This is a genomic window from Streptomyces sp. NBC_01264 (genome assembly GCF_026340675.1).
Lineage (GTDB): Bacteria > Actinomycetota > Actinomycetes > Streptomycetales > Streptomycetaceae > Streptomyces.
In genome coordinates, this window is the sequence record NZ_JAPEOX010000001.1 from 6,358,427 (window position 1) to 6,373,048 (window position 14,622).

The 14,622-nt window shown below is 71.8% G+C and carries 13 protein-coding genes; 9 read left to right on the forward strand and 4 right to left on the reverse strand.

The window, feature by feature from the left end; translation table 11 throughout:
- Window positions 1-78 precede the first annotated feature (78 nt).
- Window positions 79-3,222 carry a tetratricopeptide repeat protein gene (locus OG435_RS29885; protein ID WP_266881034.1) on the forward strand — a complete coding sequence of 1,048 codons (3,144 nt, stop codon included), beginning with the start codon at window positions 79-81 and terminating at the stop codon, window positions 3,220-3,222.
- Here the strand turns inward: OG435_RS29885 and OG435_RS29890 are convergent.
- Window positions 3,204-4,310 carry a ThiF family adenylyltransferase gene (locus tag OG435_RS29890; protein WP_266881035.1) on the reverse strand — a complete coding sequence of 369 codons (1,107 nt, stop codon included), beginning with the start codon at window positions 4,308-4,310 and terminating at the stop codon, window positions 3,204-3,206. The two genes, OG435_RS29885 and OG435_RS29890, sit on opposite strands and share 19 nt — an antisense overlap.
- 266 nt (window positions 4,311-4,576) lie before the next feature.
- On the opposite strand from OG435_RS29890, the gene OG435_RS29895 reads away from it, so the two are divergent.
- The 4 genes from OG435_RS29895 (at window position 4,577) to OG435_RS29910 (ending at window position 8,343) form a co-directional block, all read left to right on the forward strand.
- Window positions 4,577-5,116 carry a M48 metallopeptidase family protein gene (locus OG435_RS29895; RefSeq protein WP_266881036.1) on the forward strand — a complete coding sequence of 180 codons (540 nt, stop codon included), beginning with the start codon at window positions 4,577-4,579 and terminating at the stop codon, window positions 5,114-5,116.
- Window positions 5,117-5,255: 139 nt separating this feature from the next.
- Window positions 5,256-6,860, forward strand: a complete 1,605-nt coding sequence (locus tag OG435_RS29900) for a TerD family protein (RefSeq protein ID WP_266881037.1) — start codon at window positions 5,256-5,258, stop codon at window positions 6,858-6,860.
- A gap of 29 nt (window positions 6,861-6,889) precedes the next feature.
- Window positions 6,890-7,570 (forward strand): AIM24 family protein, encoded by a 681-nt coding sequence (locus tag OG435_RS29905; protein ID WP_266882196.1) that lies wholly within the window; start codon window positions 6,890-6,892, stop codon window positions 7,568-7,570.
- A gap of 17 nt (window positions 7,571-7,587) precedes the next feature.
- Window positions 7,588-8,343: an AIM24 family protein gene (locus OG435_RS29910; protein ID WP_266881038.1), complete on the forward strand. Its 756-nt coding sequence runs from the start codon at window positions 7,588-7,590 to the stop codon at window positions 8,341-8,343.
- A gap of 70 nt (window positions 8,344-8,413) precedes the next feature.
- On the opposite strand, the gene OG435_RS29915 is transcribed toward OG435_RS29910, so the two are convergent.
- Both OG435_RS29915 and OG435_RS29920 read right to left on the reverse strand, forming a co-directional pair.
- Entirely contained in the window at window positions 8,414-8,938 is a 525-nt protein-coding gene (locus tag OG435_RS29915; protein WP_266881039.1) for an NUDIX hydrolase, read from the reverse strand.
- Window positions 8,935-10,380, reverse strand: coding sequence for a zinc-dependent metalloprotease (locus tag OG435_RS29920; protein WP_266881040.1), 1,446 nt, complete (start codon window positions 10,378-10,380; stop codon window positions 8,935-8,937). The genes OG435_RS29915 and OG435_RS29920 overlap by 4 nt, the downstream gene beginning before the upstream one ends.
- A gap of 192 nt (window positions 10,381-10,572) precedes the next feature.
- Between OG435_RS29920 and OG435_RS29925 the strand changes: the two genes are divergently transcribed.
- The 4 genes from OG435_RS29925 (at window position 10,573) to OG435_RS29940 (ending at window position 13,940) form a co-directional block, all read left to right on the forward strand.
- A complete protein-coding gene (locus OG435_RS29925; protein WP_430625713.1) occupies window positions 10,573-11,736 on the forward strand; it encodes an SDR family oxidoreductase in 1,164 nt (387 codons plus the stop codon).
- Between the two features lie 188 nt (window positions 11,737-11,924).
- Window positions 11,925-12,386, forward strand: coding sequence for a molybdenum cofactor biosynthesis protein MoaE (locus tag OG435_RS29930; protein WP_266881041.1), 462 nt, complete (start codon window positions 11,925-11,927; stop codon window positions 12,384-12,386).
- Window positions 12,387-12,568: 182 nt separating this feature from the next.
- Window positions 12,569-12,781, forward strand: coding sequence for a hypothetical protein (locus OG435_RS29935; RefSeq protein ID WP_266881042.1), 213 nt, complete (start codon window positions 12,569-12,571; stop codon window positions 12,779-12,781).
- Between the two features lie 70 nt (window positions 12,782-12,851).
- Window positions 12,852-13,940 carry a YlbL family protein gene (locus OG435_RS29940; protein ID WP_266881043.1) on the forward strand — a complete coding sequence of 363 codons (1,089 nt, stop codon included), beginning with the start codon at window positions 12,852-12,854 and terminating at the stop codon, window positions 13,938-13,940.
- Between the two features lie 22 nt (window positions 13,941-13,962).
- Here OG435_RS29940 and OG435_RS29945 read toward each other — a convergent pair whose 3' ends face one another.
- Entirely contained in the window at window positions 13,963-14,535 is a 573-nt protein-coding gene (locus OG435_RS29945) for a PPA1309 family protein (RefSeq protein WP_266881044.1), read from the reverse strand.
- Window positions 14,536-14,622 lie beyond the last annotated feature (87 nt).

Here is a 14,622-nt window from a genome sequence, read left to right on the forward strand (position 1 = left end):
CGCCGTCCTGCGTGGGCCAGCATGGACGGACGACGCACGGTGTACTCGTCGTGTGCGCGTCGGGGGAGGGGCAGGGGGATGGCGGGGCGGGGGCCTTCGAGGCAGGAACTGATCCGGCGACGCCGTTCCGTCGGCTTCATCGGCAGACAGGGCGAGGTCAGCGCCTTCCGGGAGGCCCTCAGACAGCCCCCGGAGGAAGCGGCGCAGTTCCTCTTCCATGTCCGTGGCCCGGGGGGCGTCGGCAAATCGACCCTCGTACGGCACCTGGATTCCATCGCCCGCGAGGCCGGGGCGGTCACCGCGTACGTGGACGAGTCGGTCGCGGACGTCATCGAGACGATGGAGGCCGTCAGCGCCCAGTTCGCCCAGCGCGGCCTGGCCATGAAGGCCTTCGACAAGCTGCTGGCCACCTACCGCCAGCGCCGGCACGAGGCCGACGCCGGACTCCTCACGGCCACCACCGGGCCCGACGCGGCGATCACGACCGCCCCGCCTCCGTCCCCTTCCAGCGTGATCGCCTCGCAACTCGGCCTCGTCGGGCTCGGCATGATCCCGGGAGCCGGCGCGCTCACGGGCGCCGTCGACCCGAACCAGGTGGCCATCGCCGCGGACCGGGTCAAGGCCCTCCTCAGCACCCGCCTGCGCAACCACGGAGATGTCGAACTGGTCCTCTCCCCGCTGGACGCGCTGACCCCGGTGTTCCTCGAGGAGCTCGCGGAGGTGGCACGCAAACACCCCTGGATCGTGCTGTTCTTCGACACCTACGAGCGCACCGGGCCCATGCTGGACACCTGGCTCCGCGATGTCCTGGGCAGCGAGCGCTACGGGGAGTTCCCCGCGAACGTGCTGGTCACCCTGGCCGGACAGTCGAAGCTGGCCGCCCGCACCTGGCAGGACTGGCACGACCTGGTCACCGACTGGCCGCTGGAGGTCTTCACCGAGCCCGAGGCGCGCCTCCTCCTCACCGGAAAGGGAATCACCGACGAGCGGGTCGTCGAAGTGATCCTGCGCCTGTCGGGCCGCCTCCCCGTCCTGGTCTCCACCCTGGCCGAGACGCAGCCGGGCAGCCTGGAGGAGCTGGAGGAGATCGGGGACCCCAGCGGCACCGCCGTCGAGCGGTTCCTCAAGTGGGTCCCCGACCCCGCCGGCAGGGCCGCGGCCCTGGCCTGCGCGTTCCCGCAGGAGCTGGACGAGGACGTCTACCGGGCGGCCGTCGAGGAGGAGGCGGCCGAACTCTTCGGCTGGCTCCGGTCGATGCCCTTCGTCACCGACCGGTCCGGCCACTGCCGCTACCACGAGGTGGTCCGCGGCGCGATGCTGCGCCTGCAGCGCAGGCAGTCCCCGATCCGGTGGGAGCAGCTCCACACCCGGCTGGCCGACGCCTTCCGGCTGCGCCGCGAGCGGTTGGAGGAGGCGCCGGCCCCGTCCGAGGGGTGGTGGTCGGACGAAACCTGGCGCGGCCACCGCCTCCAGGAGGCCTACCACCGCCTCTGCGCCGACCCCCGCACGGCTCTCCCGCCCCTCCTCCGCGACCTGGTCGACGCCTACGACCACGGCATCACCACCCTCCACCGCTGGACCGCGACCCTGACCGCGGCGGCCCGCGACACCGACTCCCCGGCTCTGACCCGCTGGTCCGAAGACCTCCGCGCGGCCCTCGACCAGCCCGCCCCGGGCACCGCGGCGCTGACCCTGCTCCTGACCCGGGCCGGACTCGACCACGAGGGGCGTGCCACCACCCTGATCCTGCGAGGCCGGGACCACCGCGTCGCCGAGGACTACGTGCAGGCCGTGGCCGACTACACCCAGGCCCTTGCTCTGGACCCCGGGGCGGTGCGTGCCCACCTCGGCCGGGCACTGACCCATCTGCTCACATCGAGCGACGACGAGGCGATCGCGGACTACACCCGGGTCATAGAAGTCGATCCCGGCCACGCTTCCAGCCTGATCGACCGCGGGATGCTGTACCGCTGGGCTGACAGGTACGAGGAATCCCTGGCCGACTTGAACCGCGCGGTGGAGACCGTCCCGGACGATCAGTGGGCGCTCGCCGAGCGCGGCGCCACGTATCACGCGATGGCCCGATACGAGGAAGCCCTGGCCGACTTCGCACGTGCCCTCGCGGCCCAACCTGCGCACGAGACCCTGACCTTGGTCCGCCGGGCCGACACCTTCGAGGCGATGGGGCGTCATGAGGAGGCGCTCGATGATTTCAGGAGTGCCATCGAGCTCTCCCCGGACTACGGCTGGGCCTATTTCGGCCGCGCTCACACCCTCCGCGATCTGGGACGGTACGAAGAGGCCTTGGCCGACTTCACGAGGGCCGTCGAATTGAGTCCTGACGACGCATCGACGGTAGCCGGGAGGGCCGACACCTGCCGGGCGGTTGGGCGGTACGAGGAAGCACTGGTCGACTACACCCGGGCCATCGAACTCGACCCGGGCTACGGGTGGGCCTTCACCGGTCGTGCCGACACCGCCTTGTCGTTGAGACGGTACGACGAGGCCCTGGCCGACTGCGGGCACGCCATCGCGCACGATCCGAACGCTCCGTGGGCCTTCTACCTGCGCGCGACGGCGTGGATCGGGCTCGGCCGCTTCGACCGGGCGTGCACCGACTTCGACCAGGTTCACGCGCTCACCCCCGACGACAGCTGGGTCTTCAGGCGGAGGGGCGATTGCCGCATCATGCTGGGCACGTACGAGCAAGCCCTGACCGACTACAGTCGTGCGGTCGAGCTCCGACCCGGTGACGCCTCCACGCTCACCGCACGCGGTGCGACTCACCGCCTGCTCGGCCACTACGACGCGGCGTCCGCAGACCTCGCTCGCGCCAGCGAGCTCGACCCCGACGACGGGTGGACGCACTACGAGTCGGCTGTCGTCATGACCGCGCTTCAGCACCCGGACCGCGATCACCACCTGACGCGTGCGGTGGAACTGCTGAACTCTCCTGCTGCCGGCGAACGTTCTGCCTCCGAGGTGGGCGACCTCCTGCTCGTCCACTGCCTGTGGCTGCGCTGGGAGCAGGCCGAGCGGTACCTCGCGGAGTTTCTGGACGCCGCTCCGCCACCTGGACAGGTACGCGAGTTCGCCGTCGCTCTCCGCAGCCTCGTCCCCGTGGTCCCGTCGGCCGAGCCCCGGATCGAAGTGTTCTGCCAACTTCTTGAGGAGCAGCTCGCCGAGCCTCCCCAGCAGCCCCCTCACGCCCCCACCCCCTGAGCCACCGGGACCCGCGACGCCTCGCACGGGCAGTCCGGATGCGGATGTACCGGGGTGGACTCCCAGTGGAGGGCCGGGAGGGAGGCCTCCCAGCGGGTGGCCGTGGAGGCGGGGAGTTCGCCGTCGAGGAAGGACAGGGCGTGGGCCGCGGCCAGGCCGGCCACGGCGGTCGAGAGGCCGAGGTCGCAGGCGGCGGCGGTGCGGCGGCGGTGGGCGGAGCGCCACTGGACCAGCATGCGCGGCCAGGCCGGATCCCGGTCGATCCGCTCGCGCTCCATGCAGCCCGCGCACGCCGTGGCTCCGGGGAGGACCAGCGGGCCCACCAGCCCGGTGCCCTCCAGCACCCCCGCGTAGAGGTGAGGGGTGCCGGTGGTGATCCAGTCGGACGCCGTCTGCGGATCGGGGGCCCAGGACTGCAGCCCGTCCCGGGGCGCGACCACCACCAGGGCCAGCCCCGGCTCGGGCCCCTCGCTCTCCCCGGCACGCGGTCCGCGTCCGGGCGCCGCGTCGCGGACCGCCGTCCGCGCGGCCTCGGCGCGCAGCCGTCCCACGCTGCCGGGGCCCAGACCGCCCGGCGCCACGTCCGCGGGCTGGGTCCGACCCCCGTCGAGCACCTCGACCCGGCCGATGCCCGCTCCGGCCAGGACCGAGGCGATCACCGCGCCCACCCGGCCGCTCCCGCGCACCTGAACCCGTATCACCCGGCGGGCGGCGACCCCCTGTAAGTCCCCGCCCGGCCGGGGGTGGACCAAGGACAGCGACCCCAGGTCCGGGCCGAGCCGCTCCAGGGTCTCCGGGCGGTCCCGCACCGCCTGGGCGCGGGGGCCGCCCGCCGTGGCGTCGTCGAGCAGCCCGGCCGCCGCCAGCCTGCGCACCACCTCGTCGACCCGGCCGTCCGGAAGCCCCATCCCCTTGCCCTCCGTCCGGAGCAGCTCCATGCCCCGCGTCCCGTCGATCAGGTCGAGGAGCGAGCCCGTCGCCGTGTCCACCGGGCCGAGCACCACCGCGTGGGCGGGCGTCACCCCGAATTGCACCGTCTGCAGATCCCGCCATGCCCGTGCCAGCGCCGGCTTCACCTTCGGATACATCGCGGTCCTCCCTCGATTCACGGTTCGATTCGCGCGCCGCATTCCCTGGGGCCGCGTCGCTTTCCGCAAGATTGCCCGGCCTGAGAAAAGCCTGCGCAACTTTGTCCACAGGTGGGGGGTATTAGGTATATGAAATGAATGGATGGGGTTCTTTGGGCTGCCCGTGCTCCGCCCCCGGCCCGCCCGTGCCGCCGACTGCGCATCGGTTCGTGTTCGACCCCGGGAGGGGCGGGACTTCCGCCGTGGCGAGCGGGTACCGTCATGGCGTGTCAGCCGATCCACCGCAGAGCGCCGTCGAAGTCCGCCGGAGCGCGCGCCGCCGAAGGACCGTGTCCGCCTACCGCGAGGGTGACCGTACGGTCGTCCTCATCCCTGCCCGGATGTCCGAGGCCGAGGAGCAGCGCTGGGTGGGCGTCATGCTCGACAAGCTGGCGGCCCAGGAGAGCAAGCGCACCCTCGGGGACGCGGAACTCGCCGAGCGGGCCGGCCGTCTGTCCGAGCAGTACTTCGGCGGCCGCGCCCGCCCCCGCACGGTCCGCTGGGTCACCAACCAGAACACCCGCTGGGGCTCCTGCACCCCGGCCGAAGGCAGCATCCGGCTCTCGCACCGCATCCAGGCGATGCCGGAGTACGTCGTCGACTACGTGCTGCTGCACGAGCTGGCGCACCTCCTCGTGCCCGGCCACGGTCCCCGTTTCTGGGAACTGCTGGAGGCGTACCCGCGCACCGAGCGGGCGCGCGGGTACCTCGAAGGGGTCGTCGCCGCCGAACGCCTTCCGAAGGTTCCGGCCGCTCGCGAGGAATGATCCGCATTTACCCGCTATTTGTCCGGGATGTCATACCTCGTGATATGTACCGGGTCGGTACCGACTTGGCCGGATGTCCGAGGTTGGCGTTAGCCTGAGCGGCACGCATTCACAGTCGGGATGGGGGACGGTCTTACGTATGGCCAGGGAATTCCAACGCGGTCACAAGGCCAAAATCAGTGATCTGACGGCGGGCACGGACCTCTACGTGGGTGTCCAGATCGCCGGGCCCGGGCTCGCCATCGACATCAGCTGCTTCGGCCTCGACGTCAACGAACAGCTTTCGGACGACCGCTACTTCGTCTTCTTCAACCAGCCGAAGTCGCCGGAGGAGTCCATCCAGCAGCTCGGCGCGCAGGCCGGCGACACGGAATCCTTCCGGGTGACCCTGGACCGCATTCCGGCCAACATCCACAAGCTCTCCTTCGCCGCCTCGATCGACGGCGCCGGGCAGATGTCGCAGGTCGGACCCGGCTACATCCGCATCGTGGCGGGTGGCGAGGAGGTCGTCCGGTACTCCTTCTCGGGCTCGGAGTTCAGCACCGAGCGCGCGCTGATGATCGGCGACTTCTACCTCAAGGACGTGTGGCGCTTCGCCGCCGTCGGCCAGGGCTTCGACGGAGGTCTCGCCGCGCTGCTCCAGAACTTCGGCGGCGAGGTCGCCGAGGAGGAGCAGCCCGCGCCGCAGGCGCAGGCCCCGGCCGGTGCCCCCGGCTTCGCACCGCCGCCGCAGGGCAGCGCCCCCGCACCGTCCTTCGGTGCTCCCGTCCAGGCGCAGCCCCCGGCCCCGGCGCCCTCCTTCGGTGCGCCGCCCCAGGCTCCGGCGCCCGCCCAGGCCCCCGCCCCGGCGCCCTACCAGCAGCCCGTCCACGCGGCCCCCACCATGGCCGCACCGACCGGTGCCCCCCTGGCCCCGCCCGCCCCCGCGCCCTACGGGCAGGTTCCGCCGCCCGCCCCGGCCCCCGTGCCGTACGGGCAGCAGCCGCAGCCCTCGTACGGCCAGGTCCCCGGCCAGCAGCAGCCCGCCTTCGGGCAGCAGCCCCAGGGCTACGGCCAGCCCGCCCAGGCGGTGCCCGCCGCCGGCGCCGGACTCGCCGCCGCCCTCCAGCCGTACAAGGAAGCCCCCACCGGAGTCCGCTGGACCCCGCAGAACCAGCAGCTCATGCGCGTCGACCTGGCCATGGGCGGCCAGGCCGTCCTCGCCCGCCAGGGCAGCATGGTGCTCTACCAGGGCAAGGTCGACTTCAGCTACAAGGGCGCGGGCTTCGCCGGCCGCGTCGTCGGCAACGCCACCGGCCAGGAGATGCAGCTGATGCGCTGCACCGGCCGCGGCCAGGTCTTCCTCGCGGAGAACGGCGCCCACCTGCACGCCATCGAGCTCCAGGGCGACGGCATCTGCGTCTCCGCCGAGAACGTCCTCGCCTTCGACGAGTCGCTCCAGCACGAGATCCGCCGCATCGAGGGCCACGGCATCCCGGGCGGCGCGCTGTTCACGATGCAGTTCCAGGGCACCGGCACGGTGATCGTCAAGACGCACGGCGTGCCCGTCGTCCTGCCCGTCACCCCGACCACCTTCGCGGACAGCAACGCCATAGTCGCGTGGTCCTCGGCCGCCCAGGTGATCATCTCCAGCCAGGTCCGGCTGCGCCGAAACGCCTACCCCGGCCACAGCGGGGAGACCGTGAACCTCCAGTTCCGCGGCGCCCCCGGCAACTTCATCGTCGTCCAGCCGTACGAGGTCTGAGGGAGCCCCACATGAATGCCATGAACGCTATGAACCAGCAGCTCGCGGGCTACGCCCCGACCCCCGTCACGGCCCGTATGGAGAACCACGGCCGCGCGATGCTCAAGGTCGCCATGCAGAGCGGCCAGGACCTCTTCGCGCGCACCGGATCGATGGTCGCCTACGAGGGCTTCGTGCAGTACGAGCCCAACCCGCCGGCCGTCCGCCAGATGGCCTCGCAGTGGATCACCGGCGAGGGCGCCCCGCTGATGAAGTGCACGGGCGACGGCCTGCTCTACCTCGCCGACTACGGCGCGGACGTCGTCGTGATCAACCTCAACAACGACTCGCTCTCCGTCAACGGCACCAACCTGCTCGCCTTCGACGCCCACCTCCAGTGGGGCGTCGAGCGGGTCAAGGGCCTGGCCAAGTTCGCCGGACAGGGCCTGTTCAACGTGTCGGTCGCCGGCACCGGCTGGGTCGCGATCACCTCGCGCGGCACGCCGATGGTGGTCGACTGCGGCCGCGGCGAGGACGAGACGTACGTCGACCCCGACGCGCTCGTCGCCTGGTCCCCGAACCTCAAGGTCAAGGGCAAGCGCAGCTTCAAGGCCTCGTCGATGATCGGCCGGGGCAGCGGGGAGGCCTACCAGATGGCCTTCTCCGGCCAGGGCATCGTCGTCGTACAGCCCAGCGAGGACAGCACCGACCGGCTCCGGGCCCGGGGCTGAGGGGGAGAAGACACACCATGCAGAGCTCACTTTTCGCCCACGCCGAGGCGCAGTCCCAGGAGCGGTACGCCGTCCAGAACCCGCAGCTGCTGCGGGTCTCGCTGAGCGGCTCCGACGACGTGCTCGCCCGCAAGGGCGCGATGGTCGCCTACCAGGGGATCATCGACTTCGACGGCGAGTACCAGAGCACCACCCAGCGCAATGCCCGCGCCCGCACCGGTGAGGGCCTCGACCTGATGCGCTGCTCCGGACAGGGCACGGTCTACCTGGCCAACCTGGCGCAGTACGTCCACGTCGTCGACGTGGACCAGGAAGGCCTCACGGTCGACAGCAGCTACGTGCTGGCCCTGGACTCCACCCTGCACACCGAGACCATCGCGGTGGACAGCCAGTACGGGATCTCCGGCTCCGGCAAGTACCAGCTCAACATCACCGGCCGCGGCAAGGTCGCGCTGATGACCTCCGGGCAGCCGCTGATGATGCAGGTCACGCCCGACAAGTACGTCAACGCCGACGCGGACGCCATCGTCGCCTGGTCCACCTCGCTGCGCGTGCAGATGCAGGCCCAGACGCACTCCACCGGCGTCTGGCGGCGGCGCGGCAACACGGGCGAGGGCTGGGAGCTGAGCTTCCTCGGCACCGGTTTCGCCCTGGTCCAGCCCAGCGAGGCGCTCCCGCCGCAGAACGCCCAGATCGGGCAGGGCGCGGCCGCGCAGTTCGGCATGGGCCAGCACGGCGCCCACGCGCAGAACCAGAACAACGCCTGGAACTGATCCGGGTACGGACGGAAAAGGGGGGGGCCCCGCATCGGCGGGGTCGCCCCTTACTCCTGTTCCCGCGGGCTCAGAGCCGAGCCAGGGTCGCCTCCAGCAGCCGCACCACCGAGGTGTCGGCCACCTCCGCCACCTCGGCGTACGGGAACCAGCGCAGGTCCAGCGACTCGTCGCTGATCGCTTCGAGGGCGCCGGCGGGCGCCAGCACCGCGTACTGCACGTCCAGGTGCCAGTTGCACGGAGCCGGGATCGGGTGCCGGTCCAGGCGCACCGGGCCACCGGGCACCAGGGTCAGCCCGGCGGTGATGCCGGACTCCTCACGGGCCTCTCGCAGGGCAGCCTCGGCGAGGGTGGCGTCATCCGGCTCGCAGTGCCCGCCCATCTGGAGCCACATGCCGAGCTTCTTGTGCAGGGTCAGCAGGACGCGCTCGCGCTCCGGGTCGATCACCAGCGCGCTGCCGGTGACGTGGCCCGCCTCGCAGGGCTTGTAGACCCCGTCCGGATGGGCCGCGAGGTGCTCCAGGTAGACGTCGCGCAGCTCGGGCTGGCCCTCGTACCCCTTGAGTACGAGGACCGCGTCTTCGTGCAGGCTCACTTCTTGTCGTCGCCGTTCTCGTCGGACTCGTTCTCGTTCTGGCTGTCGTCCCGCTCGTGCTTCTGGGCGGCCTCGCCGAGCATCTTGTCGATCTCGGAGAAGTCCAGCTGCTCGCGGTGCACGAACCCGTCCGGGTCGTCCAGGTCGGAAGCGGTCGGCAGCATGTCCGGGTGCTCCCACAGCCCGTCGCGACCGTCCACGCCACGCGCGTCGGTGAGCGAGGCCCACAGCCGGGAGGCGTCGCGCAGCCGGCGCGGCCGCAGCTCCAGCCCGATCAGCGTCGCGAAGGTCTGCTCCGCCGGGCCGCCCGAGGCGCGCCGCCGGCGCATGGTCTCGCGCATGGCATCGGCCGAGGTCAGCCGGGGCTTGGCCGCCTCGTGGACGACCGCGTCCACCCAGCCCTCGACCAGCGCGAGCGCCGTCTCCAGACGGGCCAGCGCGGCCTTCTGCTCGGGGGTGTCCTGCGGCTGGAACATGCCGCCCTGGAGGGCTTCCTGAAGCTGCTCCGGGTTCGACGGGTCGAGCTGGCCGACCACGTCCTCCAGCTTCGAGGTGTCGACCTTGATGCCCCGCGCGTACCCCTCGACCGCGCCGAAGAGGTGCGAGCGCAGCCACGGCACGTGCGCGAAGAGCCGCGCGTGGGCGGCCTCGCGCAGCGCCAGGTACAGCCGCACCTCGTCGGAGGAGACGCCCAGGTCCTTGCCGAAGCTCTCGATGTTCAGCGGCAGCAGGGCGGCCTTGCCGGCCGGGCCCAGCGGCAGGCCGACGTCGGTGGAGCCCACGACCTCGCCCGCGAGGGTGCCCACGGCCTGGCCGATCTGCTGGCCGAACATGGCCCCGCCCATGGAGCGCATCATGCCGAGCAGCGGGCCCGCCATGGCCTGCATCTCCTCGGGCAGGACGCTGCCCATGGCCGCGCCGACGCGCTCGGCGACCGGGTCGACGAGCTCCTTCCACACCGGCAGGGTCGCCTCGACCCATTCGGCGCGGCTCCACGCCACGGCCGTGGCGGCGCCCGACGGCAGCGAGGTGACGTCGTCGAGCCAGTGGTCGGCGAGGCGCACGGCCTCCTCGACCGCCGACTTCTCGGCGATGCCCACGCTGGCGTCCTTGACCCCGTCCGAGGTGCCCTGGGCCACGGTCTGGCGGGCGATGTCCTTGGCCATGTCCCAGTTGACCGGACCGCCCTCGTAGCTCAGCATCTGGCCGAGCTGCTGGAAGGCGGCGCCGAGGTCGTTCGGGTTCATGGAACCGAACATCGCGGCGAAGGGGTTGTCGGCGTCGCCCGGGCCACCGGAGCCACCGGGCAGGCCCGTGCCGAACCCGAACGGAATCGGGCCGCCCTGACCGCCCTGACCGCCCTGATTGCCCTTCTTCTTGCCCTCGTCGCCGTTGTCTGGCTCCTCGGGCGGAAGGCCGAATCCGAATGGGGTGTCGCTCACGGGTTTCCTCGGCTCGTAGGGCCGCCGGCGGGAGCCGGCGGGCAATGGGTCGACAACACCACCCAGCGTAGACACCAGACCCGCTTCCGGGCTCGGTGCTCCGCCGACTCCTGGGCTGCGGCAGGATGGACATCGACTGGTGGGTGCGCGCCACGGCGCGTCCCTACTGAAGACAACCGCTGGAGACGCCTGGTGAGTTCCCCAGATCCGCACGCTTTGGACGAGCAGGGCCCGGAAAACCGCCCTGAGCACGGCGAGGACGCCCAGGGCGTTCGCCGGACGCGAAACCCGGGCGGTTCCGCGCGCCGAGGCCCCGTGATCGCCGTGACCGGCGCCGCCTCGGGAGTCGGGGCGGCCCTGGTGACCAGGCTGGCCGCGTCCGAGGAGGTCAAGCAGGTCGTCGCGATCGACGAGCGGCGCGGGGACTGCACCGACGCGCAGTGGCACCTCCTGGACGTACGGGACCCCGCGATCGCGGAGAAGCTGCGCGGCGCGGACGTCGTGGTGCACCTGGCCCTCGACCTCGACCTGGAGACGGACCCGGCGGCCCGTACGGCGTACAACGTGCGGGGGACCCAGACCGTGCTCACCGCCGCCGCGGCGGCCGGAGTGCACCGGGCCGTGCTCTGCACCTCGGCCATGGTCTACGGGGCCCTGCCGGACAACGACATCCCGCTCTCCGAGGACGCCGAGCTGCGCGCCACCGCCGAGGCGACCGGAGTCGGCGACCTGCTGGAGATCGAGCGACTGGGCCGCCGGGCGCCGCGCGCGCACCCCGGCCTGAACGTCACCGTGGTCCGCCCGGCGGTCCTGGTCGGCGGTACGGACACCGCGCTGACCCGCTACTTCGAGTCCCCGCGCCTGCTGGTGGTGGCGGGCTCCCGCCCGACCTGGCAGTTCTGCCACGTCGAGGACCTGGTCAGCGCGCTGGAGTACGCGGCCCTGGAGAAGGTCGAAGGAGAGCTGGCGGTCGGCTGCGAGGGCTGGCTCGAACAGGAGGAGGTCGAGGAGCTGAGCGGGATCCGCCGCATGGAGCTCCCGTCGGCCGTGGCCCTGGGCGCGGCGGCCAGACTGCACCGCATCGGCCTCACCCCCTCACCGGCGGGGGACCTCGCGTACACGATGCACCCGTGGGTGGTCAGCGTCAGCCGGCTGCACGCGGCGGGGTGGCGGCCGCGCTGGAGCAACGAGGAGGTGCTGGCGGAGCTCCTCCAGGAGGTCGCGGGCCGGCACACCGTGGCGGGGCGCCGACTGGGACGCAAGGACGCGACGGCCGCGGGGGCGGCGGGAGCCACGGTCGCGCTGCTCGGCGCCGCCGCGGCGATCCGCGCCGCGCGCCGGCGCCGGGGCATCTGACCCGGGCGGGGTCGGGGCGCGGCCCCCGGTGCGGCGCCGTTCCCGGGGGCGCCGCCCCGGACCCCCGCTCCTCAAACGCCGGAGGGGCTGGGTTTCGCCGGTTTCTGTAGGAGGCTCCCAAGGGGGCCGGTGGGGCCCTGGTGAAACTGCTATTCCGCCGGGTCGGCGGCTAGGGCACGATGGAAGGTATGGCACCGCACTTCGACCACCCCGGCGAGCACGCCGCTCCGGACCCGATCCGGCTGCTCGAAATCCGTGAGACCCCGCTCTCGATCGACGAGGTCTTCCGGGCCGTCGGCGACGACGCGTCGGGCGGCACGACGCTCTTCGTCGGCACGGTGCGCAACCACGACAGCGGGGCGGACGTCGACCAGCTCGGCTACTCCTGCCACCCCTCGGCCGAGGCGGAGATGCGCCGCGTCGCCGAACGCGTCGTGGAGAAGTACCCCGTCCGCGCCCTCGCCGCCGTCCACCGCATCGGCGACCTGGCCGTCGGCGACCTCGCGGTGATCGTCGCCGTCTCCTGCCCACACCGCGGCGAGGCCTTCGAGGCCGCCCGCATGCTGATCGACGACCTCAAGCACGAGGTCCCGATCTGGAAGCACCAGACCTTCGCGGACGGCACGGAGGAGTGGGTCGGCGCCTGCTGACCCAGGGTCGGCGGGCAGGCCTGCGGCACTGAGGAGTGGGTCGGCGCCTGCTGAGCCGGCGGCCGGGGTCCGCGCATTGCCCCGTTCGGACGCGCAACACGCCCTCGATTTGCGTAACCCCCTCCCGGGCAGCAGCGTTGAAGCCACCAACAACATGTACTTCGGGGTAGGGAGACACGCCCATGGCGTCTTTGGCGTGGTTGCTGATTCCACTGTTCGCCGCGATCGGGGCGGCGATATGGGGCAGCTGGGCGGCACGCGACCGCACGGCCGGCGACATATCCGAGCTCGCGGGCTACGCGCGGTTCCGCGAGGCCATGGGCCAGAGCGGGCCGGGCGCGGTGAAGGCGGACGCGGACGCACAGCGCAAGAAGGACACCGTGGACTCCGTCTGACGCGGTGCCGGGCCCCCGTACGGACCGGCCCCGGAGGCCGCTCGTCAGGGCCGTCACGTACTGTCGATCCATGCCACGCCGCACTGCGACGATGCTCGCCTCCACCCTCATGCTCTTCGCGCTGCTCTGCGCGGGAGTGTTCATGAAGGCCCCGTACTCCGAGATGAGCCCGGGACCCACCGTGAACACGCTCGGGGACTCGCGCGGCGAGCCCGTCCTGAACATCTCGGGGCACAAGACGTACCCGACCACCGGGCACCTGAACATGACGACGGTCCGCGTCACCGGTGCGGATTACGACATGAACCTGCTGGAGGCCGTGTACGGGTGGGCCTCGGGCGACAACATCGTCGTACCGCACGAGAACCTGTATCCGGACGGCAAGACGGAGCAGGAGTCGACGCAGGAGAACGCCGAGGAGTTCAGCCAGTCGCAGGAGAGCGCCAAGGTGGCCGCCCTCAAGCAGATCGGCATCCCGGTCGCCGCCCGCGTGATCGTCGCCTCCGTGGTCAAGGACAGCCCCTCCGAGGGCAAGCTGCACGCCGGAGACGTCATCAAGGCCGTGGACGGGACCCCGGTCAAGGCCCCCGAGGACGTGGCCAAGCTGGTCACCAAGCACAAGCCCGGCGAGCCGGTCGTGTTCACCATCGTGCCCGCCGCGGAAGCGGCCGAGGCCGAGAAGGCGCACCTCGAGCCCACCGGCACGACGAAGGTCACGATCGCCGGCAAGGCGGAGGGCGACGGTCACGCCGTCGTCGGCATCCGGGCCGGGACCGACCACACCTTCCCGTTCACCATCGACATCAAGCTCGCCGACGTCGGTGGCCCCAGCGCCGGCCTGATGTTCGCGCTCGGCATCGTCGACAAGCTCACCCCGGAGAACCTGACCGGCGGCAAGTTCATCGCCGGCACCGGAACCATCGACGACGCGGGCAAGGTCGGCCCGATCGGCGGCATCCAGATGAAGACCATCGGCGCCCGCCAGGCCGGCGCCCAGTACTTCCTGACGCCCGCCGAGAACTGCGCCGCCGCCGCGGGCGACGTGCCCGACGGGCTGACGCTCGTGAAGGTCTCCACCATCGACGACGCCGTGAAGGCGCTGGAGAAGATCAGCAAGGGGGACACGGCCGGGCTGACGCGGTGCAGCGCCAAGCCCTGACCGTTGGCCCGTCGGTCCCGGCCTAGTCGAGGAAGGTCGCGGCCAGCGCCTCGGCGAGCCCCGGCACCAGCGTCGCGCCGGTCAGCACCTCGTTCGCGGAGTCCTTGTCCCGCAGCCGTACGGCGGACTCCCGCGACCCGTCGCGCAGGACGCCCACGGTCAGCCGCACCTCCTGGCGCTCCGGGTGGCCGGCGACCCACTTGGCGAGCTGCTTGTCGGTGAGCCCCTCCGGTACGGAGGACTCCGCCGACGGCGGCAGCATCAGCCGCTCCACGGTCAGCGCGCAGCCGAGGATCGAGGCGGGCCAGGCGATCGTTCCCAGGAACTTGTCCAGCGGGGTCCCGGCCGGCACCTCGTCCTGCTCGATCGGGGTGAGCTGGTTCTTGCCCGTGTCGTCCTGGTCGAGGCCGAGCTGGCGGGCGACGCCAGGCGCCTCCTTGCGGAGCTTGGCCGTGTCGACCAGGGCGAAGAGCCGGGCGGGCTTGTCCCAGCCGAGGGTGGAGGCGTACTCGTCGATTTCGAGGACGGCACGGGTCAGCGGGCTTGCCGCCATAGGGGTGCCGGGGGACGGCGAAAGGTTGGACATGGGCAACATCCTGCCTCCTTTCCACCCGATACCGGGAACTGACTAAAGCCTCAGTAAGTTCCATGAGTGGGCCCTACGATCGGGGGCCCATGCTTT